This window comes from Streptomyces sp. NPDC097107 (assembly GCF_044762405.1).
Classification (GTDB): domain Bacteria; phylum Actinomycetota; class Actinomycetes; order Streptomycetales; family Streptomycetaceae; genus Streptomyces; species Streptomyces thinghirensis.
Genome location: NZ_JBIWEF010000009.1, coordinates 92,470 through 115,672, shown reverse-complemented (window position 1 = coordinate 115,672; position 23,203 = coordinate 92,470). Strand labels below are relative to the sequence as shown.

The following is a 23,203-nucleotide window of genomic DNA, read 5'->3' as shown; positions in this document are numbered from 1 at the left end:
CGGCATGCACTTCGACAATAATTGCTATATGGCAAACATTAGCCCGGAGGCGCGGGGCGAACAAGCGTTACCCGCCGCGGGCCGCCGTGCGGCACCACCGGTCACCGTCCCAGCCAGTCCAGGCAGACCACGAGAGCGTCGTCGTCCGGGATCCGCCGGCCGCGGTGGCCCGTGAGCTCCCGCAGGATGGCCCGCGGAACCTCGGCGGTCGGCAGCAGGCGCGTGGCCTGGATCGCGCGGGCCAGTGAGACGTCCCCGTAGGCCTCGCCCTTCGGTGAGGCGACCGAATGGACTCCGTCGCTGACGAAGACCAGGCGGTCGCCGGGCTCGACCCGGAACTCCTGGGCCACGTAGTCGGTCTCCTCGAACATGCCCAGCGGCAGCTGTGCCTCCAGCTCGATGCGCTCCACGCTTCCCTCCCGCAGCCGGAGCATCTGCGGCGACCCGGCGTCCACTACCCAGGCCCGGCCGGTGGCGAGCTCGAAGTCGAACATCAGCACCGACAGGTAACACTCCCCCCGGTACTGGGCGAAGACCGCCTGGTCGGCCAGGGCCGCCTGGTCGGGGAGCGGCAGGCCCGCACGCCGGGCATTGCGCAGGGCGCTGATGGCCAGGTTCGTCAGCAGGGAGGCCTCTATGCCCTCGCCCATGCCGTTGGTGACGTACAGCATCAGGTGTTCCGCGGTCGCGGACCAGTCGAAGTTGTCGCCGAAGATGGCATACGCGGGCTCCAGCTGAGCCCCCAGCTCGTACTCGGGTCGAGCGGAGGAGCGGCCGGGCAGGAGCTGCCACTGCATCTCGGCCGCCAGCGTGAGCCGGTCCCTGCGGCGCGCCTGCAGATACAGGTCGGTGTCCCGCTCCGCCACGACGACCTCACGCCCGAGCACCTCGGCGATCTCGGCCAGCTCAGCCAGGCATCCGCGGACGTGGTCCCCGCCCGGCAGCACGACCGACAGCACGCCCAGGCGGTCACCACGCACGCTCACCGGTAGGTGCGCACGCACCAAGCCACCCCCCGGCGCGTCCTCCACGTACGGCTCCTGGGCGCCGAACGCCCGGCCCTCGGCGGTGTTGTGCACCGACACCGGCTCCAGGGTGTCCGGCAGAACGGACACCGGCTGCAGCACCGTCAGCCCGTAATCGGCCATGAAGAGCTCGACGCCGTCCGCCGCGTACTGCTCGACCAGTACACGACGGACAGCGTCGAGCAAGTCATGCGGTGCCGCCGTACGGACAGCACGTTCAGCGACCACGAATCTGTTCACGATGGAAGGTCCAATCATTTGTCTGGCATACCGTGATTGCCGAAAAATGTCCGGTCATATGATCAAAGGGAGAAGGGTTGGCTGCCCGAGACATCGGTAGCCGGAGGGCGGCCCTAGTACGCTGACATCCGTCCCAGCGTCTGCGAGAGTATGGCCGTGAGTATTATCCGCCCCCGCCCACAGCCCGACGAGGTCGCGCGCGTGACCTCAACGGCCGCGGAGCTCCTGGAAGTGCTCTGGGGCCGCGCCTCGACGGCTCCTGTCTCGGCCTCCCAGCTGCGAGTGCTGCTCATCCTCGAACACCACGAGGGCATCAACCTGCGCACCCTCGCAGACTCCCTCGCCTCGACGCCGCCCTCGACCAGCCGGCTGTGCGACCGGCTCCAGGCCACCGGGTTCGTCGACCGCGTAGTGAGCCCGTCCGACCGCCGCGAGGTTCGCCTGCATCTCAGTGATCGAGGCCGCGCTTTCCTCGACGACCTGCGCCGGCGCAGGCAGCGCGAACTGCGGGCGGTGCTGGAGGTCATGCCCGCGGCCCAAAGGGCGGCGCTGCTCGAAGGCCTGGAAGCCTTCTGTGACGCGGCGGCAGGCCAGATACACCATGAGGCCGACTCCGCAGCCCGGTCCGCCTGAAGCGAGCCCTGCCGCGCCAGACGTTCCGGCCAGGCGGCATCGCGGCAGCCGGCGTGCGGTGCAACGCCGGCCCGCCGGAGCACCCTGGCCCCTCCTTCATCCGCGTTCTGTCGGTGGGCACTTTGTTGCCTCACGGCTATAGTTGTCAACTGTCAACAATCCCTCCCTTTCTCTCGTTCAGCCACCTGATACCCGCTGAGCCGCCGCGCAAGGCCACTGCCGCACGCCTTCACCTCCGCCCGCACCGAGCCGGCGGTGTGACCAACACGCGTCCATCACGTAGGGCCGCCCTCGGCGGCCACCTCGCCGAGCCCCTCACCGTCTCTCTCGCGTACCTCGCGCACGCTGTCGGCCCACGACACCCCGACGCCTCAATCGGCCGGTGCTGGGCCACGACTTGAGGTGCACGAAGCCCCGGGCTTGGGTCGTCGTCTTCCTTCGCAGATGAATCGCCCGCCGGGGCGTTCACCGGATTCACCTACCTCGTGAGAGTGCTGGACGACGTGAGTCGACCGCATGCCGAGTTCGCCGACCACTTCGCCGTGGTACGCCGGATGCGGGCCGAGGCCGGGCACCTGCCGCGCGGCCGCTGGCCGGCCCCGGTCCGTACCGCGCTCATCACCGCCGGGGTGCGGGCGTTCCTCCACGGTTACCAGCCTCGAACGGCCTGGGAGAAGGCTACGCGCGACACCGGCTCGCCGTCGGTGGGCTCGCTGGTGCGGGCCGCGCAGCGCGCCGACGCGTGTCCGGCGCGGACAGTGGTCGGGAACCTGTTTTGGGTCACAATCGTTTTTCTGCCTGCACACCTAGATGAGGAGTCATCGCTTGTCCGCCAGATCGACGGACCCTTCGGGGCACGGTCCCCGACCAGCCCGCCCGGCGTTTCCTGAGCACGGCACGCGGCGGGGTGGTGTCGGATGAGTGCCGTGGAAGCCTGGCTGGGTGTGCTGGCGGTGTTCGTGCTGACCGCGGGTACCGGCTACTTCGTCGCCCAGGAGTTCGCGTACGTCTCCGCCGACCGGCTCGCCCTCGCACGCGAGGCCGACGCCGGGGACCGGAGGGCCGCCCGTGCCCTGAAGGTGCTGGGGCGGTTGTCGTTCATGCTCTCGGGTGCTCAGCTCGGCATCACCGTGACGGGGCTGGTCGTCGGCTTCATCGCCGAGCCGTCCGTTTCCGCGCTGCTGAGGCCGGGCCTGTCCGGCATCGGAATCCCCGACGGTGCGGTCACCGGGATCTCCGTCGTGCTCGCCTTCGTCCTGGCCACGGTCGTGCAGATGGTGCTGGGCGAGCTGGCGCCGAAGAACCTCGCCATCGCCGTCCCGGAACGGCTGGCGAAGTCGTTGGCGGCATCCACGCTGGCCTACCTGAAGGTCGTCGGTCCGGTGGTCCGGATCTTCGACGGCACCGCGAACAAGCTGCTGCGCAAGGCCGGTATCGAGCCGGTCGAGGAACTGCACCACGGTGCCACCCTCGAGGAGCTGGGCCACCTGATCGGCGAGTCCCACGAGCAGGGCCAGCTGCCGCGCGGCACCGCCGAGCTGATCGACCACGCCCTGGAGTTCTCCGAGCGGACCCTGCACGAGGTGATGGTGCCGCGCGTCGACGCGGTCTTCGTCCGCAAGGACGCCACCGCGGCCGAGGCCATTGACCTCATCGGCAAGCACGGTCACTCCAACTATCCGGTGCTCGGTGACCACCCGGACGACGTCGTCGGGGTACTGGGGGTGCGGGAGCTGATGGGGCTGCCCGCCGGCCGGCTCACCTCCGCCACGGCGGGCGCGGTGGCCCGGGGGCTGCTGCTGCTGCCGGACACCCTGCCCCTGCCGGATGCCGTGGAGCGGATGCGGGAGCGGAACGACGAGTTCGCCGTCGTCCTCGACGAGCACGGTGGTGTGGCGGGCGTCGTCACCTACGAGGACGTCGCCGAGGAACTCGTGGGCGACATCGCCGATGAGTCGGACACGGTCACAGTGGTCGCGGTCGCGGACGGCGACGGCTGGCTGGTGGACGCCGGACGCCGTCTCGACGAGGTGGCCGACATCACCGGCATCGAGCTGCCGGAGGACGAGGACTACGACACCGTGGCCGGTCTGATCGTCGACCGGCTCGGCCGCTTCCCTGCCATCGGCGACCACCTCACGGTCGCACTGCCCGGTGGCGGCGGCGTGGCGATCGACGTACGCACCCTCGACCGGCACGTACCGGAGCGTGTCCGGATCGAGCGAACGGCCGTGCAGGCGGAGGAGCAGGCATGAGTTTCCCGATGGCGATCTTCGTCACCGTCCTCCTGCTCGTCGGCAGCGGGTTCTTCGTCGCGGCCGAGTTCGCGCTGGTCGCCGCCAAACGGCACCGCATGGAGAAGGCCGTCGCCGACGGTCGGCGTGGTGCCAAAGCGGCACTGGCCGGCATGCGCGAACTCTCGCTGATGCTGGCCGGCGCCCAGCTGGGCATCACCGTGTGCACCCTGGGGCTCGGTTCGGTGTCCAAGCCCGCGATCTCCCACGAACTGGACCCTCTGCTGCACAAGCTGGGTCTGCCCACCGCGCTCAGTTACGGCGTGGCCTTCGCCGTGGCGATGATCGTGGTCGTGTTCCTGCACATGGTGCTCGGGGAGATGGCACCCAAGTCCTGGGCCATCGCCCACCCCGAGCGCTCCGCGATGCTCCTCTCCCCGCCCTTCCGGGCGATCGTGAAGGCCGTACGCCCGCTCATCTGGGTCCTCAACAGAATCAGCAACGCCCTGGTCCGGCTGTGCCGTGTCACCCCGCGCGACGAACTGGCCTCCGTGCACAACCGCGAGCAGCTCACCCACCTGGTGGAGGAGTCGGAACGGCTCGGTCTGATCAGCGAGACGGACTCCGACCTGCTGACCCGCTCGCTGACCGAGCCGGAGACCCCGGTGCGCGACCTGCGGATCCCGGCCGCGGACATCATCGTGGTCGGCGCGGACGCCGACGCGGACCAGATCCTCGCCCTGGCGACCGACAGTGACCGCACCCGACTGCTGGTCCGCGCGGGCGCGGACGTCCTCGGCTCAGTGCACGCGCGAGACGTCCTGGTCGCACGAGAGCAGGGCCGGCCCACCACCGCCCGCGCCCTGGCACGCCCCGTGCCCGAACTCGCTGAGGACGCCACGGTGGCCGAAGCGATCGAACTGCTGCGCCGACGCCGGGCCACCCTCGCGGTGGTCCGCGACGACACCGGCGCTCTCACCGGCATGGTGAGCCTGGACGACCTGCTGGCCCGCTACCTTCAGCCCCACCCGGTCTGACCGTCTCCTGACGAGCGCCCCGGTCGACCGGGGCGCTCGCGCAATCCCGTCCGGACGGAGCGGTCCGGTGGGCGAGCCTCACCGCGAAGAGACAGCGTTGGCCGCTCTGTCCGCGCCGGCACGTCCCGGTGAACACGCGGTCGAGCTGGTCGTCCAGCGCGGCGAATACGGCCGATTTCGGTGTGCCGGCGCCATCGATGTGTGTGCAGGGCGAGCCCCTCGGTGAACGCGACGATACGCAGGGCGGGGGTTACCGCAGCGCCACACGATGACCGGCCGCGGCCGGGTCGGCCCAGGTTTCCAGAGGCAGTACCACTTCGTGCGATCGGTCGTCCGGTGCGCGGCCGACCCCTCGGGGCCGACGGGTGTGCCGGGGCCGCGGAGTGTTCCCGAGCCGGGGAGCCCGGAAGATCACCGCCGTACGCCGTGCTTCAGTCCGCGTCGGAGCTGCGCGCGGTGAGGATGCGGACGGTGCGTTCACCGGTATGGCCGTCCCGTCCGTGCCAGCAGCGGTAGTTGTCGAGGACCAGGATGTCGCCCTCGTCGAGAGGGAAACGCGGGAGCGACGGTTCGACGCCGTGCACGGCGTCTGTCAGGCGGGCGAGCTGGGCGCGGATGTGTTCGATGTCGGGGTCGCGGTGGATCGGCACGGCGCCGTCCGTGCGGCGTATGATGCGCCGTCCGGTCCGTGTGTACTCGACGTGCCGCCCGATCCTGGGGATCGCCGGGAGGCCGCGCAGGTCCGCCCACGCGCCGTACAGATCGACGTCCGAGCCGGTGAGGAAGGCGTGGAGAGCCGGGTCGGTCGAGGCGAGACCGTCGACGAAGGCGTAGGCGTCCAACGCGAAGGAGTCGCCCCCGTGGGGTGCCGGCCGTGTGCACTGGACGAGGACGTGGTCCTCGTCGGGGTGCCGGCGCCGGTGGAGCACCCCGACGATGTCGACGACGATGTCGAAGCTGTCTGCGTGCAGGTGGACAGGCGTGCCTTCGTGCGAGGTGCGGACCCGGTGCGGGTACAGCTCGCGGAGGCGGTCGCCGGTGACTTGGGCCGCGGCGACCACCAAGGCGTCGGAGGTGTTCTCGTGGCCGGTGAGGATCACCGCCCCGTCGCGGGAGAGGAGTTCGCGCGCTTCGCGAACGCGTCCGTGCGGGACGCGGGTGGGGACGATGCCTGGGCCGGGGCCGAGGCTCTCCTGTGGAGGGTGGGGATGAGCGTGTGTGTGCATGGCTCCAGGCTGCCCGGTCACGGGTGGGTTCTTCGCTGCGGCCGTCAGTGGGCGTCGCTGCGCCCGGGTGCGGCGGAGAAGGTGCGGGCGCTGGGCACCAGGGCGGCGGTGGCGGGTGCCGCGAAGCAGACGAGCGCGCAGCCCGCGAGGACCGCCTCGGGACCGAAGGCGTCGATGGCGGGGGCGATGACGGCGAGGCCGACCGGGGCGAGGCCGTAGGAGAGCAGGAAGTCCAGGGAGGAGACCCGGGCCAGCTTGTCCGGTGCGACCTCGCGCTGGGCGGCGGTGAACCACGGCACGTTGAACAGTTCGATGCCGATGCCCGCGACGGCGTAGGCGGCCATCACGACGACCGGGTGCACGGGGAGGATGAGGCTGAGCGGGGCGAATCCGTAGGCGGCGAGGCCGGCCAGGGCGGCCCGGCCGGGGGAGCGGGGGCGCCAGCGGGCGATGAGCAGCGCACCGCCCAGCGCTCCGGCGGTGTAGGCGGTCATCGCGCCCGCGAGGACGACCTCGGTGCCGTATGCGTCGCGGCTGACCATGGGAAGGGCGACGCCGGTCGCGGAGTAGCCGGTGGCTATGACGGCGGTCAGCGCGCCCAGACCGGCGAGGAACCAGGGGTGCCTGCGAGCCTCGCGGACGCCCTCGGTGAACTCGGCCAGGAAGGACGCCCTGTCCTTCGCGGTCGAGGGCTCCGACCTGTCTTCCGCGGCTCCCGGCCGTGCGCCGCGTCCGGGAACGCAAGCCGCGACCAGCCACAACAGCCCGATGCCCACCAGCAGCGCCCAGGTGTCCAGGAAGACGGCGAGCAGCGCGGCCAGGGAGGGTCCCACGAGCGTGGTGACCCGTACCGCCAGGGTCATGGCGGCGTTGGCCTGCTGCCTGCGGTCGGCGTCGACCACCTCGGCGGTCAGGGCCTGGTAGGCGGGTCGGCAGGCGCCCTGGCCGGCTCCCGCCACCGCGGAGGCCGCCGCCATCAGAAGCACCGAACGGTCCAGTCCGGCGGCGATCACCGGTGCTGCGGCTCCGGCCGCGAGCCCCGCCCACAGGACGACGCCCCGGCGGGAGTGCCGGTCGGCCAGTACCCCGGCCACGGGTACCGCGGCGAGGAACCCGACGGTGCGCGCGGCGAGCAGCAGGCCGAGGTCGGTGGCGGTCAGGGTTCGCTCGAAGACGGCGAGGCCGAGGACGAAGGGCAGGGCCCAGGTGGCCAGGCCCGACGCGGTGGCGCCCGTCCAGAGGCGGAGGAAGGCCAGGTCGAGCAGGATCGAGCGCTGCTTGAGGGGCGGAGCCTCGGCGGAGGCGGGAGGGGCGGAGGGGGTGGGCACGAAGGCACTCCTGTCCTGTGGATGGGGCGACGGGCCGGGCGCGAACCGGCTGCAACGGCCCTGCCTGACAGCGAGGTTGTGCGGCGGGAGGGGCCGTGGCACGCGGCGGGCAGCGCGGCTTCGGCAACACACTATCGCAGTGATAATCATTTCCATTAGAGTGCTCTCGGCCGTTGCCTCGGGGTGGGGGCCGCGGTCCTGTGGCGCCTGCCGGTCCGAGATTTCCGTCGGGTCGGGTCCGCATGCGGGTCTGCATGTCGGGTCCGCATGCTAGGTTTTCGCATATGAACATGATTTTCATTAGCGAGGGAAAGTGAAGGTGACGCACGTGCCTCCGTCCTCGACCTCCGTGGCCTCGGCCGACGGGGACACGGCCGAGGCGTCGGCACCGCGGCCCGTGGCGCCTGCGCGGGGCCGGCTCGCATCTCGGAAGGCGCTCCTGCTCGGCTGCGTGGTGCTGGCCGCCGTCCTGCTCGTGTCCGTCGTCGTCGCCATCGGTCTCGGTCCCGCGGTCGTCAGCCCGGGGGAGACCGCCCGCCATCTGTGGGCGGCTCTCAGTGGAGGACGCATCGGCCCCGACGAGGTGACGACCTATCAGATCATCTGGCAGATCCGTACGCCTCGCGTGGTGCTGGCGGCACTGGTGGGAGCCGGACTGAGTGCGGTCGGAGTGGCGATCCAGGCCATGGTGCGCAACGCGCTGGCCGACCCCTTCGTCCTCGGTGTCTCGTCGGGCGCCTCCGTCGGTGCCGTCGGCGTCACGGTCACCGGAGGGTTCGCGATACTCGGCATCCACGCCGTCTCCGTCGGTGCCTTCGTCGGTGCGCTCGTCGCCTCGATCCTGGTGTACGCCGCATCCTCCAGCCGGGGCGCGCTCTCACCGCTGCGCCTCGTACTGACGGGCGTGGCCATGTCGCTGGGCTTCCAGGCTGTCATGAGCCTGATCATCTACTTCGCGCCGGACAGCGAGGCGACGAGCATGGTCCTCTACTGGACCATGGGCAGCTTCGGCGCCGCGACGTGGGGCGCGCTGCCCGTCGTCGCCATCGTGGTGCTGGCCGGTCTCGCGGTCCTGTACCGGTACGGGCGGGCACTGGACGTCCTCTCCCTCGGCGATGAGACCGCCGCGAGCCTGGGCTTCGATCCCGACCGGTACCGCAAGGTGCTGCTGGTCCTCGTCTCGCTCGTCACGGGCGTCATGGTCGCCGTGAGCGGCGCCATCGCCTTCGTCGGACTCGTCATGCCGCATGTGGTGCGGATGGTCGTCGGCGCCACGCACGCTCGCGTGCTCGCGGTGGCCCCACTGGTCGGAGCGATCTTCATGGTGTGGGTCGATCTGGCGGCGCGAACCCTGGTCGCCCCGCGCGAGCTGCCGCTCGGGGTCATCACCGCGCTCGTGGGGGTGCCCGTCTTCATCGCCCTGATGCACCGCCGGGGCTACACCTTCGGAGGGCGCTGACGTGGACCTCGAACTCGATGAACTCTCCGTGGTGATGGACGGTAAGAGTCTCGTGCGCGGGCTGTCCCTGGAGGTGCCGGACGGTCAGGTCGTGGGACTCGTGGGGCCCAATGGGAGCGGCAAGTCCACCGCGCTGCGGTGCGTGTACCGGGCGCTGCGTCCCAGCTCCGGAACCGTCTGGGTGGGCGAGCAGGACCTGACCCGGCTCCCGATGAGGCGCAGCGCGCAGACCGTCGCGGCCATGACGCAGGACGGCGGCGTCGACTTCGATTTCACGGTCGAGGAGGTCGTCGCGCTCGGACGCGCGCCCCACCTCCGTGGGAACCAGGCGCTCAGTGGCCGAGAACGCGGCCTGTGCGAACGGGCGATGGACCAGCTCGACATCGGACACCTCGCGCACCGGGGCGTTCTGACTCTGTCGGGCGGTGAGCGCCAGCGCGTTCTGCTGGCCCGGGCGCTCGTGCAGGAACCGGAGATCCTCGTCCTGGACGAGCCGACCAATCACCTGGACGTCCGCCACCAGGTCGAACTGCTCTCGCTCCTGCGCGGGGCGGGACTCACCGTCCTCGTCGTCCTGCACGACCTCAACCTCGCCGCGGCCGCCTGCGACCGGCTCGGCGTGCTCTCCCAGGGCCGCCTGGTCGCCTCCGGCGCGCCCGTGGACGTGCTCACGACGCAGCTCGTCGGTGATGTCTTCGGTGTCACGGCCAGCGTCGTCCCCCACCCGCTGACCGGCGACCCCCAGCTTCTGTACTCGCTCAACTCCGCCCGCTGAAAGGCTACTCGCACATGCGTACAACCCGAACCCTCGCCACGGCCCGCCGGCCTGCCGCTCTCGGCTCCGCCCTGGCGGCGGCCCTGGTGCTCAGCGGATGTGGCGCCGAGGTCACAACGGACGCCAAGGAGTCCGGCAAGGTCACCGTCGAGCGCTGCGCTGAACCGGTCGAGTACACGGTGCCCGAGCGGGCCGTCGCCTACGAAGGAGGCAGCGCGGACAAGCTGTTCGCCCTCGGTCTGACCGACCACGTCCACGGCTATGTGATGCCTCCCGCGAACCCGCCGGTGAGCGAGTCCCCGTGGGCGTCCGAATACGCGAAGGTGAAGATGCTCAGCGACGACCTCCTCAACAAGGAGGTCGTGGTCGAGGCGAAGTCCGACTTCGTCGTGGCCGGCTGGAACTCCGGCTTCAAGGACGAGCGGGGCATCACGCCCGAGATCCTCGACAAGCTCGGCGTCCAGAGCTTCATGCACACCGAGAGCTGCTTCAACTACCCCGGTTACCCCGAGAAGATGAGCCCCTTCGAGGCTCTCTACACCGACCTCGAACGGCTGGGCAGGATCTTCCGGGCCGACGAGAAGGCCACGGAGGTCGTCGGCGGGTTGAAGAAGCGCGTGGCGGAGGTCAAGGCCAAGGCACCGGAGGGCGATCCGGTGCCCGTCTTCCTGTACGACTCCGGCACCGACCAGCCGTTCACCGCGGGCAACCAGGTGCCCCCCAACGACATCATCAAGACGGCGGGCGGCCGGAACGTCTTCGACGGCCTCGACGAGCGCTGGACCCAGGTCAACTGGGAATCCGTCGCCGAGGCCGAGCCCGAAGTCATCGTCATCCTCGACTACGGCGACCTGCCCGCCGAAAAGAAGATCGACTTCCTGAAGAAATCCCCTCACACCAGGGGACTCCCGGCCGTGAAGAAGAACAACTTCTTCGTCCTCGACTACAACGAGGGCATCAGCGGCCCCCGCAACATCGACGGCCTGGAGAAGTTCGCCACCTACCTGCGCGAACTCAAGGGCTGAGCCACCGCGCGCCACGGCCTGCCCGGCGAACGTGAACGCCCGCCGGACAGGCCGGACTTCGACGTGGGTACACACCCCCCGCTATATGAGAAGAAAAGGACCCATGGACCGCTACTCGATCGGCCAGGCTCTTCTGGAGCAGCTGCCCCCGCCCCTGCCCGCCGACCGGATCATCGCCCTCAACCAGCCCAAGGCCGACCTGCACACCACTCGTTCCTACGAGTGGAACGGCTGGACTTTCGACGTACCGCCCGGCGTCTTCATACCCGGGTGGACCAGCCGCCTGATCCACGAGCGGGTGCTGGACGGCCGTATCGAGACCCGCGGCCTCCGGTACGCCGCCATGGGCGTCGGCCTGGGCGTCGAGGCCGTGGCGGCGGGCATCCGCGGCGCTCGGGAGATCCACGCGCTCGACGTCCACCCGGAGAGCGTGGCCGCCGCCACCGGTCACTACCGGCGCCTGGCCGGCGAGCGCCCGGACACCGCGTTCCTCCCCGCGGTGAGCGACGTCTTCGGCGCTCTCCCGGACGATGCCCGGCTGGACGTGGTCACCTTCAACCCGCCCGCCGTCAGCCAGACCGTCAGTGACGACCCCGACGTTGTACGCAATGTCTGCGTGGGCGCGCCGCTGCTGGCGAAGTTCTTCGCCCAGATCGCGGAACGGGACCTGCTGGCCCCCGGCGGCGAGATCTACGTCATCGCCTCCAACACCGCGGATCTGCGGGCCCTGGTCCAGCACGCCTTGGACCACGGGCTCAGTCCCCGCATCGACCATCTCCACGACTGGCAGGACGGCGTGCTGACCTTCCTCTTCCGTATCACCCACGACACGCCCCGCACCGGAGGACAGCGATGAAGAACACCGAGGAACTCCTGGCCGCCGTCCTGGCGGGCGAGCACGGCCCCCGCCCCGCCGACCTCGTCGCCACCAGCGTGTTCTGGGTGCACCACGGCACCCGGCTGGCCGGCGGGAACACCACCTACCTCAACCAGTACGTCCTCGTCCGCCTGGGCGATTCCTTCGGCGGCTGCGCCTTCGAGGCGGGCGAGGTCGACGCTTCCATATGCCGCGACGCCTCCGGAGCCACGCTCGACACGCTGCTGCGCGAGGCGCCGATGCCGCTGCGGATCGCCGCGCTCGACGCCTACCTCAGCGCCGCCCGACCGCACCGGGAGGCGACCGAGGCGGAACCGGTCACCCTGCCCGCCGGGACTCCCGAGACCCGGGCGCTGGCCCGGGACGCGGCCATCGCCGGGCTCCTGAACATCGATGCCGGGGCCAAGGTCGGTCTGATCGGGGTGGTCAACCCGCTCGTCGCGGCCATCCGCGAGCGCGGCGGTGATCCCCTGCTCTGCGACTTCAACCTGCGCACCACCCAATGGGGCGACCCGGTCACCGACGACATGCAAGAGGTCCTCGGCACCGCCGATGCCGTCGTGGCCACCGGCATGACCCTCGGCAACGGCAGCTTCGACACCGTCCTGGCTCGCTGCCGCGAACGCGGCGTGCCCCTGGTGGTCTACGCCCAGACCGGCAGCGCCGTGGCACGGGCCTTTCTCGGACAGGGTGTGACCGCCCTGTCCGCGGAGCCCTTCCCCTTCTCCCAGTTCAGCGCCGAACCCACCACCCTGTACCGCTACCGGGTGGCGGCCGGCGCATGACGGCCGCCACCCGCCCGCCGGAGGCCGCGGCCCGTGGCACGGAGGGCACCGGACGCGCGGCCTGCCACCACGGCGAGATCCTGCAAGGCGTCTTCCTCGACGAGCGGCGTCGCACCGTCCAGGCGCTGGTCACGCTGCCCATGAACGGACCCGGCAGCACCGCCCGGTTCGCGCACCGGCCCGGCAGCTCGCCGGACGAGGTGACGGTGACGCCCGCCGGCCGGACCAAGGCGCGGGCGGCGGCCGTACTCGCGGTACGGGAGTGCGCCGCACGCCGTGACGCGGAGCCCTGCGGCGGGGAGCTGACCCTCACCGGGGACCTCCCCGTCGGTCTCGGCATGGGCTCCTCCACCAGCGACGTCATCGCCACTGTGCGGGCGGTCGCCGACTCCTGGGGCGCGCTGCTGCCGGCGGAGACGATCGCGCGGATCGCGGTGCGCGCCGAAGGCGCCAGCGACCCCCTGATGCACGGTTCACGCCCACTGCTCTTCGCGCAGCGCGAGGGCCGTGTCCTCGAGGTCCTGGGCTCCGCGCTGCCGCCCGCCGTGGTGGTCGGGTGCGCGCTCGCCGGAGGCACACCGATCGACACCCTCGCCCTCCCCGCACTCCACCACGACGACGACCTCGCCGCCTACGGACACCTGCGCCGTATGCTCCGCAGGGCGGTGACCGACGTCGACACCGCCCTGCTCGGCCGGGTCAGCACCGCCAGCGCCCGTCTGCGCCAACGGGTCCTGCGGCACCAGGAGTTCCCGGTCCTCACCGGCATCGCCGACAGCACGGGTGCCGTCGGCGTGCAGATCGCCCACAGCGGCAACGTCGCCGGCGTCCTCTACGACCCCCGCACTCCCGGGCTGCACCACAGACTGCGCCGCTGCACCCGTGCCCTGGACCGCGAGGGCATCACACCGACCCGGACCTTCACCACCTTCGCGTCCGACACCAGCGAGGAGTTCCCGTGGACGAACACATTTCGGAAGCCATCGGCCGCCCGGACCTGATACGCCTCGACGACGGCCTCCTCTGCCTGCGCTTCGAGACCATGAAGGTCGTCTCCGCCCTGGCCGCCGTACGCCACCTGCTCGACACCGGATCCGTACGGCGCGGCGACACCCTCGTCGACAGCTCCAGCGGCATCTACGCCTACGCACTCGCCCTGGCCTGCCACCGCTACGGCATGCGCTGCCACATCGTCGGCTCCACCACCGTCGACAACACCCTGCGCACCCAACTGGACGTACTCGGCGCCCATCTGGAGCAGATGCCGCCCAGCAGCAGCCTCAAGCACGACCAGAACCGCCGCGTCGCGCGCGTCCGCGAAATCCTGCGGGAGAACCCGGACTTCCACTGGATGCGCCAGTACCACGACGACATCCACTACCTCGGCTACGAAGCCGTCGCCGAACACATCCACGACCGGACCGCCGGCGACGCGCTCACCTTCGTCGGCGGCGTGGGCTCCGGCGCCTCCACCGGTGCTCTCGCCCACTACCTGAGAAAACGCTCCGTCGACGTGCGACTCGTGGGCGTCCAGCCGTACGGGAGTGTCACCTTCGGCAGCGAGCACGTCGCCGATCCGGAGATCATCATCGCCGGCATCGGCAGCTCCATCCCCTTCGGCAACGTCCGCCACGACCTCTATGACACCCTGCACTGGCTCGCCTTCGACGCCGCCCTCTCCGGCAGTGTCGACCTGCTGCGCCGGCACGCCGTGTTCGCGGGCCTGTCCACCGGAGCCGCCTATCTCGCCGCCCACTGGGAACGCCGCCAAGAGCCCGGCCGTACTGCGTTGTTCATCGCAGCCGACACCGGCCACCGCTACGTCGACACCGTGTTCGCCCGGCACCGAAAGGCCGCGCGTATCGAGGATCTGGCCCCCCGGTCGGTACGCGGCACGGACGAACTGACCCTCCCCTGGTCACGTATGAGCTGGGACGGGGCACCGGCGCCCGCGGGAGCGGTCCTCGGATAGGTCGCCACTGGAACGGGCCGCGTGCCGGCGGGAGAGCGTCTCAGCGTCAGCGTCCCTCGTAGCCCGACGGCTCGGTGATCGCACGTTTGCGTCGCGGAGTCCAGCACCGGGGGCCAGGCCGCCGCCGAGGTCATGGGCTTCACCGAGGTCGAGCACACCGGCCTCCCCTGGGCTCTGCCGAGCAGCACGCCTGAACGGCCGGCAGCGGGGGAGGGGCCCTCATGACCTCGGCAGGCCAGGCGTCCGGAGCCGGGAGGACCAGTGCTGAGCGGGATCGGTGTGTGGGAGCGGGGCGGTGTGTGCTCACCGCGCCGACCGTCTTCGACCGGGCCGAGGAGGAAGGACTGTGTACCGGGCGGGACGGTGCCGTGGCCGCGACCACCGTCCGGCCCGGGGTCTCAGTGCCCCGTCACGGTGGTGAGGGGGGCGTGCTCGTGTGCGCAGCTCTCGGCGAAGCCGTAGGTGCCCCAGGCGGAGAAGGAGTCGAAGGCGGGCAGGGCTTCGCCCTCCTGCCAAGTGGGACGGGGAGCCGGGGCAGGCCTGCTCGAAGCGCGCCACCGAACCGGCCGGCGACCGGAGTCCCGTCACACGGGGTCGGCCGGCGAGGGCGAAGAGGCCCTTGGACCGCTGCCCAATGCCTCAGTGAGCGAACGTCCGCAACCGCCCGGGGTGGAAGGGCGTTCCGGAGTCGAAGCGGCCGGTGCCCAGGACCTCGCCGACCGGTACTCGGCACCGCACGGCCTGCACCACGCGGGCGACGGGGTTGAGCTTGTTGAGGACGGCGACGTCGGCGAACTCGGCCTGGTCCATTCCAGCCGGGCCAGTTCGCCGAGGGTGGCGCCGTCGTCGCGGGCGAAGGCGGAGGCGGCCGCCACCGGCATGGGTTCGGAGATACCGGAGGACTCGATGAGGAGGTGGTCGAAACGCCCCTCGCGCGCCAGTCGGTTCGCTTCCTCCAGTAGGTCGCCGCGCAGGGTGCGACAGATGCACCTGTTGGTCATCTCGACCAGGACGGTGACGGGAAGGCGCCGCGAGGGGGCGTAGGTGGTGCCGGGGTCAGCCTTCGGGACGGAGCAGGCCGCGCTCGTACGCCTTGGCCAGCCGCTGGGGGACGCGGTAGGCCGCGCCGTCCACCGTGACCGTCACCAGTTGCGACGTCGTGGCCTTCCACTGCGCGCGGCGGTGACGGGTGTTGCTGCGCGACATCTTGCGTTTTGGCACGGCCATGAGGACCTCCGGGTGCGATCGGTGAGCGAGGCAGACGATACATGAAAATGGATGTCATTACGATGAGGCGGTGCCTTGGCCGGCTTGGAATATCCGGATGTCGTAGGTCCCGGCGTCGATGGACCGCGGATCGGTGACCGTGCCGGGCTTGAAGTCGCTGAGCAGCTCGTCGCCGTCGGCGTAGACGTCGACCGTCATTCCCGGAATGCCGTGGAAGACGGAGACCATGGCCTTGTCCTGTGCCTGGGCGGGAGCCGCCATGGCGGGTGCGGTCACGCCGAGGGCCAGGGCGCAGGCACCGGCCGAGGCGGCGACGGCGATGTGGCTCCGGGATTGTATGGGGATCATCCCTTCGAGCGGAGTCTCGGTTGTGTTCCGCGGTTCCGCGGTGCCACGGATGCGCCCGCGGCATGGCTCCTTCGGTTCGGCCAGTCGGTCGTGCCGTGCGCGCGGGCCTGGTCGACCACCAGACGCAGCCGGTGCAGGCCGCGGCGGGTGTGACTCTTGACCGTGCCCAGGGGCACACCGGTGCGTTCCGCGATCTGGACCTGTGTCAGGTCTTCGTAGAAGGCCATGCGCAGCACCTCTCGCTGAGCGTGAGGCAGCTGGGACAGGGCATCGACGAGCAGTACCCGGTCCAGTACTTCGTCAGGTGCCGACTGGACGAACCGGGCGGGCGTGGACTCGTGAATGGCCGAGTCGACGAGGGCCAGACGCCTTGTCCTGGCTGCCAGCGCATCGACGATCTTGCGACGCGTGATGCCGACCAGCCAGGCACCGAGCGCGCCCCGCTCAGGCCGGAAACCGTGCCGCCCGCGCCAGGCGCCGATGAAGACCTGCTGCGTCACGTCCTCGGCCTCGTAGGCGTCGCCGAGGGACCGGGCGGCCATGGTGTGGACAAGCGAGCCCCAGCGCCGGTAGATGATCGCGAACGCTTCCTCGTCGGCGGCGGCCAGGCCACGGGCCAGGTCCTCCTCGTGCCGCGTCTCCTCCACGGGCGGGACGAGGTGGTTGACCGGTCGCATGTTCGTCTTCATGGCCTGGTTCCTCCTGCCGTGCGTCGTACGGGGACGGAAGGCCGTCCACCGAACGGTAAGTCCGCCGGTCCGCCGTGCCGGTCCGCCGGCTGCCGTGCGCGTGTCCCCAGTCTTGGGCCTATGAACGACGCAGACAACATGCGTCGTTTATGCGTCGTACAGTGGGTGAATGAGTGCGCTTGCGGGAAACGGTGAGGACCGGCGCGGCGAGGACGGCCCGCCGGGCGGTGGGCTGACAACGGGCGAGGTGGCCAGGCGTCTGGGGGTCGCCCCCACCACGATTCGTACGTGGGACCGCCGGTACGGGCTGGGCCCCGACGCGCGCGCAGGTGGCCGGCACCGGCGCTGGACTCCCGGGGACGTGGCCCGGCTGGAGCGGATGTGCGCGTTGACGGCGACCGGGCTGGCGCCGGCGGAGGCCGCACGCATGGCTCGCGGCGACGAGCCACCGACGGCGGCCCCACCCGGACGGACGACGGCCGTCGGGCCTGGGCGGAGTGCGGCCCGGGGCCGCGGCCGGGCGGGGAGCGGGCTGCAGCTGAGTGACGCACGCCAGGAATGCAGGGGGATCGCCCGTGCCGCCCTGCGCCTCGACGCCGCCACCCTGGACGAACTACTGCTCGCGGCGATCGCCGAGCACGGACTCGTCGCCGCCTGGACCGAGGTGATCGTACCGACTCTCCAAGCCGTCGGCCGCAAGTGGGAGACATCGGGCGAGAAGTACGTCGAGGTCGAGCACTTCCTGTCCTGGCACGTCTCCGGCGCGCTACGGCGAACCACGCCCAACACGGTCGCGGACCGTCCCGGCGCCACCACGGTGCTCGCCTGCGTGCCGGGGGAGAACCACACGCTGCCTCTGGAAGTGCTGTCCGCGGCACTGACCGAGCGAGGTGTTCCCGTGCGGATGTTCGGTGGTGCCCTGCCCGTCGAGTCGCTCGTGGCGGCGGTGCGCAGGACCGGGCCGGCCGCGGTGGTGCTGTGGGCCCAGTCCCGCGGCACCGCCAGCCGGCCGCTGGCCCAGCACGTGGCCGCAATGCGGTGGGGAGTGCGTGGCGCCCGCCGCGGGCCGGTTGTCCTGACCCTCGGCCCCGGCTGGGCGGGGCCGACAGTGGCCGGCTTGGCGCGCCCTTCGGGGCTTGCCGAGGCCGTCGCCGCTCTGGAGCCGCCGGTGTCCTCGTGACCTCGCCGTCCGGGGCGATCGGCCGTGGCGTCCGGCAACGCCCGGCGGGGAGCGTGGTCCGCTGGACCGGAGGTCGTTCCCGCGTCGTCACCGTGTCGCTCGTCGTCGAGCGGTCGCCGCTCCGGCGCCGCGTTGGGGCACGGGTCCGCGCCGGCGTGCCTTTGGGGCGCCGGCCGAGCGGCACTCACCGCGCCGGACGCCGTACTGCCCGTATGCGCTGCCAAGCGGTGCCGGGACCGCTCCGACTCAGCAGCCCTGTCCCGGGCGGAACTGTGGCGGCACCCTCCTCATGCGGCCTTCCCTGCGCGGCTCCGGGGCATGTCCGTCGCGCGCTGGACCAGCCTGGTGAACTCGTGCCGTACGGCAGGGGGTGCGCCGGCGCGCTCGAAGTGCCCGAGACTCATGTCCGTCAGCTCCGCGATCTTCGCTTCCACCAGGTCCAGCGCACCGGTGCGCTTCAGCGCGGCCCGCATCCGCTCGACGGCGTGCCCGGACCCGGGGGCCGCATCCGGTGCCAGCGCGGCGGCGGCGTGGTGGTCCCCGGTGGCGTCGGCGAGTCGCAGTGCGACAGCCAGGAGGTAGGTGAGCTTGCGCGACCGGAGGTCGTCGTCGGCCGGCTTCCCGGTCAGTGCCGGGTCGCCGAAGGCGCCGAGGAGATCGTCACGGAGCTGAAAGGCCAGCCCTGCGCATCGGCCGGCCGCCCGCAGCGCCTCCAGCGCGTGGTCGTCGGCGCCGGCCAGCGACGCCCCCAGGGCGAGGGGCCGGGCGACGGTGTACAGGGCGCTCTTCAGGGCGGCGATGGAGAGCGCCTCGTCGACACCGGACGAACGTGCGGCTTGAGCGCGCAGGTCGCGGTACTGTCCGGCGACCATCTCGGTACGCATCGCCTGCCACTCCTCGTGCAGGCGCCGTCCGTGCGGCGTGCCGAGTGCCGTCTCCGTCAGCAGGTCGTCCGCCCAGGCCAGCGCGAGGTCACCGGCGAGCACGGCGGCGGATGTCCCGAACGACTCCGCGGAGCCGTGCATGCCCGCGGCCCGGTGCGCGCGGGCGAGTTCGACATGCATGGCCGGGGCGCCCCTGCGCTGCAAGGACCCGTCCATCACGTCGTCATGTACGAGGGCGCACGCCTGGAGCAGTTCGAGGGCGGCTCCGGTGTGCAGCACCGCGGTGGTGTCGCCCGAGCCGCCCGCGGCGCGCCAGCCGCAGCAGGCGAACGCCGTGCGCAGCCGTTTGCCGCCTCGCTCGGCCAGCCGGGCCAGGCGATCGGCCAGCTCCTTGGCGAACACGGGATCCACGGCACGCGAGTGACGTAGGCGTACGTCGATGACCTGCTTGAGGACGGTGCCGACGGCGTTCGCGGCGTCGGACGCGGTGAGAGGGGCGTCGACGAGTTCGGCCGGTGCGGCCGCCATCGGCGGCATTTCAAGCATGCACAATCCCTTCCCGCTCTCGGCTGTCTGCCAGTCAGTGCTTCCGCCGAGTGCCCCGTCACGGATGCGCTGATGCCGGCCCGGTCCGGCCCGGCGCCGGTGCGGGCGAACTCACCTCAGCGGCCCATCGGCGCGGAACTCATGGCGGAGTGTCACCCCACGCCTCTTCCCGGTCGCGTATGTACGCGAGGTCGGCCCACCGGTCGAGCCGGCGTACGGGCTGGGTGACGCGGTGGTTGCCTGTCGGCCGTTCGCGGTGCCGACGGCTCGGGCAGATGCCGGTTCGCACGGGAGATCACCGATCTGCCGAAGCCACAGGCCGGGTGCGCGTCACCCGGGATGCCAGGTGTCCGTCAGGCCACGAGGCGATGGGCGAACGCCAGGGAGTGGGCGAAGAGCCCCTCCACCTGGACGTCGGAGAGCCCAAGCCAGCCATGGTCGGCGCGCTGTACCGTCCGCAACTCGACCGGCGACCCCGCCTGCTCCAGTGCCGAGGCGAGGGATCGGCTGTGTGAGCAGTCCACCATGGTGTCCTGCTCGCCGTGGACGAGAAGGAACGGTGGCGCGTCCGCGTGGACGTGGGTGAGCGGGCTGGCCCCACGGGCAAGCTCCGGGGCGGCGGCCGGGGCTGTGCCGAGCATGAGTGCCTCGGGGGTGGTGGCGTCCTCGGGAGTGAAGCGCCCCCGTGCGGCGGTGAGGTCGCTCGGTCCGTACCAGATCACGGCGCCGACCAGTGCCGGATCGGCGTGGGTCAGGGCGAGGAGAGAGGCGAGATGTCCGCCGGCGGACTCACCCCACACGACCGTTCTGCTGGTATCGATGCCGAGTTCGGCGGAGCGCAGGGTGAGCCAGCGCAGGGCGGCCCGCAGATCGTCGAGGGGGGCGGGGAAGGTGGCCTCGCCGCTGAGCCGGTAGTCGGCGCAGGCGACGGCGAAGCCCTCTGCCGCGATGCGTGCGAAGGGCCGGGGGGCCCAGTGCCGCGTGCGCATTCCCATGTCGTCGCGTCGGCCTCGTCGCCAGGCGCCGCCGTGTACGAACAGCACCAGCGGAAGAGGCCCTGGCCGGGAGGACCCGGGCAACCAGAGATCGAGTTCCAGGGGCCGGCTGCCCTCGACTTCGGCGTAGGGCACGCCACGCAGTTCGTGTACATCGGGCTCGCTCGGGGCGCGGGACGGCAGCGGAGCGTGGTCGGGGTGAGGTGCGGCGATCAGTTCCCGCAGCGAGTGCCCGGTTGCCGTCATCGGTTCCGCCACTGGTGGTCCGGCACGAAGCGCACGTCGTACTGCTTGGGGACGCTGGCGAACTTGTGCGGTGCCGGTATGACGGGCTGGTGCGGCAGGCCAAGTTCCTCCGCGGGCGCGCCCAGGTTCTCGAAGAACCGCTCGAAGGTGCCCCCGGGGCCGGCGGCGACGCCGACGACCTGGCTGTGGTGGCGCTCCATGCGATAGGCGTGCCGGCAGTTCCTGGGTACGAAGCCGAAGTCGCCCGGGGTGAGCAACTTCTCCTGCTGATTGCCCTCGGTGTCCTCGACGAACAGCCGAACGGCACCCTGGGTGATGTAGAAGACCTCGTACGTGTCGGTGTGCAGGTGGGCTGGGATTATGTCGCCCTTCGGGCCTTCGACGGTGAAGAAGTTGAAGGCGTTCTCGGTCTGCTCGCCGCCCGCGTAGACGGTGATCAGATCGCCGAACAGGTGGGCGCGGTCCCCCTCGCCCTTCTCGATGAAGTACGGCTTGCCCGGCTCCGGGGGAATGCGCGACGCCTGTCGGTAGCGGGTGGCGTACTCGATGGTCATGCCGTCTCCTCGGATCCACCATTGACGTTCATGTCAGGTAGCCTGACATGGGAGGTTGCCGAAATCAAGCCGTGAGGTGGTCGACGTCCTGCGGGCGACGTTGGAGGAGCCGTGGGGGCGACCACCCTCGCCGAGCTCGCGATGAGACCGCCGCGAGCCTTCCGGAACACAGCCGGGAGCCCCTGGGACCCCAGCTCGAGAATCTTCCGGTGCGCGTTGCCGACGTCCTCGGCGCGTAGTCGGACCCTTGAGGCACGGCGCCGGCGGGGGAGGAGTCAACTTCCGTGCAGGGCGGCACTTGGGCTGGCGGCGACCCGCGGCACGGTCCCGCCAACCATGACGGCACCGCCGGTGGACTTCTGCCGTTCGGATCAGGTACCGGCCCTCGCCTCGGTCCACGAGCTGCCAGGCATGGTCGCCGGTGCCGGAGTTGTCGAACTGCACGACGCGTGCGCTGTTGCGCAGGGACATGCCGTCGACGGCGAGGACCGTGCCGCTGCGCTTGTTCCGGATCCGCCGGAAGGGCGGTTCGGGCGTCCAGGGCCGTCCGTCCGGGGTGGCCGTGGGGAAAGCGGTGATACGCGGCCGCGCCGCGCCCATGGGGACGAGGGTGACGGTCTGCACGGGGGCGTCGCTGCGCGCCGGGCCGACCTGGCATTCCGTTCGGTCGGACAAACGTCGGCGGAACAGGGGCGGAGCGCTCGGTCACCGCCTTGTCAGCGTGGCGACAGCGAATATATAACGTTGTAAAACTAGCGCACGGGCTCGGCGCACGGCTCACGGTGACGGACACTGAACCCGCACCGACCACCCGAGTCGGGCGGTTCGGGAAAGGAATGACGTGCGGGTCAGCCTCAAGGACGTCGCCGCGCACGCGGGGGTGTCCATCAAGACCGTCTCCAACGTGGTGAACAATTTCCAGCACGTCACCCCCGCCATGCGCGAACGCGTCCAGCGCTCCATCGACGAGCTCGGCTACCGGCCCAATCTGACCGCCCGGCACCTGCGGGCGGGACGCACGGGCATCATCGCGCTCGCCCTGCCCGAACTCGGCAACCCCTACTTCGCGGAACTCGCCGCGGCCGTGATCGACACGGCGGCCGAGCACGACTACACCGTGCTGCTGGACCACACCGGCGGACGGCGCGAGCAGGAGCTCCTGGTCAGTCAGGGTTTCCGGGCGAGGGTCATCGACGGACTGATCCTCAGCCCCATCGAGCTGGAGACCGAGGACCTGCGCGACCGCGCGGAGAACGTACCGCTGGTACTGCTGGGTGAGCGGGACTACGACCTGCCTTACGATCACATCGCCATCGACAACGTCGCCGCCGCCCGCGCGGCCGTCGCGCACCTGGTCGGTCTGGGACGCCGGGAGGTCGCGTTCATCGGCGCCCGGCGTGGACGCAACGAGCCCGCCCAACTGCGCGTACGCGGCTGGCGCGAGGAACTGACCGCCGCCGGGCTCCCCGTCGATGAGGGGCTCGTCGCCGCTACCGACGGCTGGGGACATGCCGACGGCGCGGCGGCCATGACCCGCATCCTCGACGCCGGAAGGCGTCCCGACGCGGTCTTCGCCTACAACGACCCCATGGCCATCGGCGCGATGCGAGTGCTCCACGCGCGGGGGCTGAGGGTCCCCGAAGACATCGCCGTGGTCGGGTTCGACGACGTGGTCGAGGGGCGGTTCGGCGCGGTGACCCTCACGTCCGTCTCCCCGGACAAGGTGGCCATCGGCCGCCTCGCGGTGGAGTCGGTCCTCGCCCGGCTCGGCGGTGCGGCTCCCGAAGCGCGCCGCGTCTGGGCGGAATACCGCCTGGTCGAACGGGAGAGCACGCTGGGGCGCAGCGGTGCGAGCGAGGGCACGAGCGGCTGAGACGACGCGCCCGTCATCCATGGGTCTCGCCTTCACCGGCAGCGC

21 protein-coding genes and 3 pseudogenes are annotated in these 23,203 nt (G+C 71.1%); 13 read left to right on the top strand and 11 right to left on the bottom strand.

Going from position 1 to position 23,203, the window contains the following annotated elements:
- Positions 1-101 precede the first annotated feature (101 nt).
- Positions 102-1,283, bottom strand: a complete 1,182-nt coding sequence (locus tag ACIQ1J_RS22285) for a PP2C family protein-serine/threonine phosphatase (RefSeq protein WP_403559065.1) — start codon at positions 1,281-1,283, stop codon at positions 102-104.
- A gap of 132 nt (positions 1,284-1,415) precedes the next feature.
- Here ACIQ1J_RS22285 and ACIQ1J_RS22280 point away from each other — a divergent pair, with 132 nt between their 5' ends.
- The 4 genes from ACIQ1J_RS22280 (at position 1,416) to ACIQ1J_RS22265 (ending at position 5,169) form a co-directional block, all read left to right on the top strand.
- The gene (locus ACIQ1J_RS22280) at positions 1,416-1,898 is read left to right on the top strand and encodes a MarR family winged helix-turn-helix transcriptional regulator (RefSeq protein ID WP_403559062.1); all 483 of its coding nucleotides are present in this window, start codon (positions 1,416-1,418) and stop codon (positions 1,896-1,898) included.
- A 491-nt stretch (positions 1,899-2,389) separates the two neighbouring features.
- A complete protein-coding gene (locus ACIQ1J_RS22275) occupies positions 2,390-2,788 on the top strand; it encodes a hypothetical protein (RefSeq protein WP_403559059.1) in 399 nt (132 codons plus the stop codon).
- Between the two features lie 27 nt (positions 2,789-2,815).
- Positions 2,816-4,153: a hemolysin family protein gene (locus ACIQ1J_RS22270; RefSeq protein WP_403559056.1), complete on the top strand. Its 1,338-nt coding sequence runs from the start codon at positions 2,816-2,818 to the stop codon at positions 4,151-4,153.
- Positions 4,150-5,169, top strand: a complete 1,020-nt coding sequence (locus tag ACIQ1J_RS22265) for a hemolysin family protein (RefSeq protein ID WP_403559053.1) — start codon at positions 4,150-4,152, stop codon at positions 5,167-5,169. The genes ACIQ1J_RS22270 and ACIQ1J_RS22265 overlap by 4 nt, the downstream gene beginning before the upstream one ends.
- A gap of 431 nt (positions 5,170-5,600) precedes the next feature.
- Here the strand turns inward: ACIQ1J_RS22265 and ACIQ1J_RS22260 are convergent, their stop codons facing one another.
- Both ACIQ1J_RS22260 and ACIQ1J_RS22255 read right to left on the bottom strand, forming a co-directional pair.
- A complete protein-coding gene (locus ACIQ1J_RS22260; protein ID WP_403559051.1) occupies positions 5,601-6,395 on the bottom strand; it encodes a TauD/TfdA family dioxygenase in 795 nt (264 codons plus the stop codon).
- Positions 6,396-6,439: 44 nt separating this feature from the next.
- On the bottom strand, positions 6,440-7,723 hold the full coding sequence (locus ACIQ1J_RS22255; RefSeq protein WP_403559048.1) for an MFS transporter: 1,284 nt from the start codon (positions 7,721-7,723) through the stop codon (positions 6,440-6,442).
- 397 nt (positions 7,724-8,120) lie between these two features.
- Between ACIQ1J_RS22255 and ACIQ1J_RS22250 the strand changes: the two genes are divergently transcribed.
- From ACIQ1J_RS22250 to ACIQ1J_RS22220, 7 genes are all read left to right on the top strand, one after another.
- Entirely contained in the window at positions 8,121-9,182 is a 1,062-nt protein-coding gene (locus ACIQ1J_RS22250) for a FecCD family ABC transporter permease (protein WP_403559680.1), read from the top strand.
- 1 nt (position 9,183) lies between these two features.
- The gene (locus ACIQ1J_RS22245; RefSeq protein ID WP_403559045.1) at positions 9,184-9,957 is read left to right on the top strand and encodes an ABC transporter ATP-binding protein; all 774 of its coding nucleotides are present in this window, start codon (positions 9,184-9,186) and stop codon (positions 9,955-9,957) included.
- A 14-nt stretch (positions 9,958-9,971) separates the two neighbouring features.
- On the top strand, positions 9,972-10,982 hold the full coding sequence (locus tag ACIQ1J_RS22240; RefSeq protein WP_403559042.1) for an ABC transporter substrate-binding protein: 1,011 nt from the start codon (positions 9,972-9,974) through the stop codon (positions 10,980-10,982).
- Between the two features lie 103 nt (positions 10,983-11,085).
- Entirely contained in the window at positions 11,086-11,838 is a 753-nt protein-coding gene (locus tag ACIQ1J_RS22235; protein WP_403559039.1) for a methyltransferase, read from the top strand.
- Positions 11,835-12,644 carry a Rossmann-like domain-containing protein gene (locus tag ACIQ1J_RS22230; RefSeq protein WP_403559037.1) on the top strand — a complete coding sequence of 270 codons (810 nt, stop codon included), beginning with the start codon at positions 11,835-11,837 and terminating at the stop codon, positions 12,642-12,644. Before ACIQ1J_RS22235 ends, ACIQ1J_RS22230 begins: the two co-directional genes overlap by 4 nt.
- Complete coding sequence (locus ACIQ1J_RS22225; RefSeq protein WP_403559034.1) at positions 12,641-13,645, top strand: GHMP kinase; 1,005 nt, start codon at positions 12,641-12,643, stop codon at positions 13,643-13,645. Before ACIQ1J_RS22230 ends, ACIQ1J_RS22225 begins: the two co-directional genes overlap by 4 nt.
- Positions 13,603-14,616 carry a pyridoxal-phosphate dependent enzyme gene (locus tag ACIQ1J_RS22220; RefSeq protein ID WP_403559031.1) on the top strand — a complete coding sequence of 338 codons (1,014 nt, stop codon included), beginning with the start codon at positions 13,603-13,605 and terminating at the stop codon, positions 14,614-14,616. Before ACIQ1J_RS22225 ends, ACIQ1J_RS22220 begins: the two co-directional genes overlap by 43 nt.
- Positions 14,617-15,014: 398 nt before the next feature.
- On the opposite strand, the pseudogene ACIQ1J_RS22215 reads toward ACIQ1J_RS22220, so the two are convergent.
- The 4 genes and pseudogenes from ACIQ1J_RS22215 to ACIQ1J_RS22200 all read right to left on the bottom strand — a co-directional run.
- A pseudogene (locus tag ACIQ1J_RS22215) lies at positions 15,015-15,626 on the bottom strand (CobW family GTP-binding protein); the annotation flags it as partial.
- A 46-nt stretch (positions 15,627-15,672) separates the two neighbouring features.
- Positions 15,673-15,843: a 50S ribosomal protein L32 gene (gene rpmF, locus ACIQ1J_RS22210; RefSeq protein ID WP_403559028.1), complete on the bottom strand. Its 171-nt coding sequence runs from the start codon at positions 15,841-15,843 to the stop codon at positions 15,673-15,675.
- Between the two features lie 72 nt (positions 15,844-15,915).
- Positions 15,916-16,191 (bottom strand): annotated as a pseudogene (locus ACIQ1J_RS22205) (DUF4397 domain-containing protein); the annotation flags it as partial.
- A complete protein-coding gene (locus ACIQ1J_RS22200; RefSeq protein WP_403559025.1) occupies positions 16,188-16,880 on the bottom strand; it encodes a sigma-70 family RNA polymerase sigma factor in 693 nt (230 codons plus the stop codon). The gene ACIQ1J_RS22200 and the pseudogene ACIQ1J_RS22205, both read right to left, overlap by 4 nt.
- 169 nt (positions 16,881-17,049) lie before the next feature.
- On the opposite strand from ACIQ1J_RS22200, the gene ACIQ1J_RS22195 reads away from it, so the two are divergent.
- Complete coding sequence (locus tag ACIQ1J_RS22195; protein ID WP_403559022.1) at positions 17,050-18,060, top strand: MerR family transcriptional regulator; 1,011 nt, start codon at positions 17,050-17,052, stop codon at positions 18,058-18,060.
- A 287-nt stretch (positions 18,061-18,347) separates the two neighbouring features.
- Here ACIQ1J_RS22195 and ACIQ1J_RS22190 read toward each other — a convergent pair whose 3' ends face one another.
- From ACIQ1J_RS22190 to ACIQ1J_RS22175, 4 genes and pseudogenes are all read right to left on the bottom strand, one after another.
- Positions 18,348-19,490 (bottom strand): polyprenyl synthetase family protein, encoded by a 1,143-nt coding sequence (locus tag ACIQ1J_RS22190; RefSeq protein ID WP_403559020.1) that lies wholly within the window; start codon positions 19,488-19,490, stop codon positions 18,348-18,350.
- A gap of 353 nt (positions 19,491-19,843) precedes the next feature.
- Positions 19,844-20,731, bottom strand: coding sequence for an alpha/beta hydrolase fold domain-containing protein (locus ACIQ1J_RS22185; protein WP_403559017.1), 888 nt, complete (start codon positions 20,729-20,731; stop codon positions 19,844-19,846).
- Entirely contained in the window at positions 20,728-21,285 is a 558-nt protein-coding gene (locus ACIQ1J_RS22180) for a quercetin 2,3-dioxygenase (RefSeq protein ID WP_403559014.1), read from the bottom strand. Before ACIQ1J_RS22180 ends, ACIQ1J_RS22185 begins: the two co-directional genes overlap by 4 nt.
- Positions 21,286-21,651: 366 nt before the next feature.
- Positions 21,652-21,939 (bottom strand): annotated as a pseudogene (locus ACIQ1J_RS22175) (RICIN domain-containing protein); the annotation flags it as partial.
- 187 nt (positions 21,940-22,126) lie between these two features.
- Between ACIQ1J_RS22175 and ACIQ1J_RS22170 the strand changes: the two are divergent.
- The gene (locus ACIQ1J_RS22170; RefSeq protein WP_210961913.1) at positions 22,127-23,158 is read left to right on the top strand and encodes a LacI family DNA-binding transcriptional regulator; all 1,032 of its coding nucleotides are present in this window, start codon (positions 22,127-22,129) and stop codon (positions 23,156-23,158) included.
- Positions 23,159-23,203 lie beyond the last annotated feature (45 nt).

What these genes read in the sequence shown, in the direction of transcription:
- ACIQ1J_RS22285 (WP_403559065.1), bottom strand. Translation starts at nt 1,283, where the DNA reads ATGATTGGACCTTCCATCGTGAACAGATTCGTGGTCGCTGAACGTGCT.
- ACIQ1J_RS22280 (WP_403559062.1), top strand. Translation starts at nt 1,416, where the DNA reads ATGGCCGTGAGTATTATCCGCCCCCGCCCACAGCCCGACGAGGTCGCG.
- ACIQ1J_RS22270 (WP_403559056.1), top strand. Translation starts at nt 2,816, where the DNA reads ATGAGTGCCGTGGAAGCCTGGCTGGGTGTGCTGGCGGTGTTCGTGCTG.
- ACIQ1J_RS22265 (WP_403559053.1), top strand. Translation starts at nt 4,150, where the DNA reads ATGAGTTTCCCGATGGCGATCTTCGTCACCGTCCTCCTGCTCGTCGGC.
- ACIQ1J_RS22260 (WP_403559051.1), bottom strand. Translation starts at nt 6,395, where the DNA reads ATGCACACACACGCTCATCCCCACCCTCCACAGGAGAGCCTCGGCCCC.
- ACIQ1J_RS22240 (WP_403559042.1), top strand. Translation starts at nt 9,972, where the DNA reads ATGCGTACAACCCGAACCCTCGCCACGGCCCGCCGGCCTGCCGCTCTC.
- ACIQ1J_RS22235 (WP_403559039.1), top strand. Translation starts at nt 11,086, where the DNA reads ATGGACCGCTACTCGATCGGCCAGGCTCTTCTGGAGCAGCTGCCCCCG.
- ACIQ1J_RS22230 (WP_403559037.1), top strand. Translation starts at nt 11,835, where the DNA reads ATGAAGAACACCGAGGAACTCCTGGCCGCCGTCCTGGCGGGCGAGCAC.
- ACIQ1J_RS22225 (WP_403559034.1), top strand. Translation starts at nt 12,641, where the DNA reads ATGACGGCCGCCACCCGCCCGCCGGAGGCCGCGGCCCGTGGCACGGAG.
- rpmF (WP_403559028.1), bottom strand. Translation starts at nt 15,843, where the DNA reads ATGGCCGTGCCAAAACGCAAGATGTCGCGCAGCAACACCCGTCACCGC.
- ACIQ1J_RS22200 (WP_403559025.1), bottom strand. Translation starts at nt 16,880, where the DNA reads ATGAAGACGAACATGCGACCGGTCAACCACCTCGTCCCGCCCGTGGAG.
- ACIQ1J_RS22195 (WP_403559022.1), top strand. Translation starts at nt 17,050, where the DNA reads ATGAGTGCGCTTGCGGGAAACGGTGAGGACCGGCGCGGCGAGGACGGC.
- ACIQ1J_RS22190 (WP_403559020.1), bottom strand. Translation starts at nt 19,490, where the DNA reads ATGCTTGAAATGCCGCCGATGGCGGCCGCACCGGCCGAACTCGTCGAC.
- ACIQ1J_RS22185 (WP_403559017.1), bottom strand. Translation starts at nt 20,731, where the DNA reads ATGACGGCAACCGGGCACTCGCTGCGGGAACTGATCGCCGCACCTCAC.
- ACIQ1J_RS22180 (WP_403559014.1), bottom strand. Translation starts at nt 21,285, where the DNA reads ATGACCATCGAGTACGCCACCCGCTACCGACAGGCGTCGCGCATTCCC.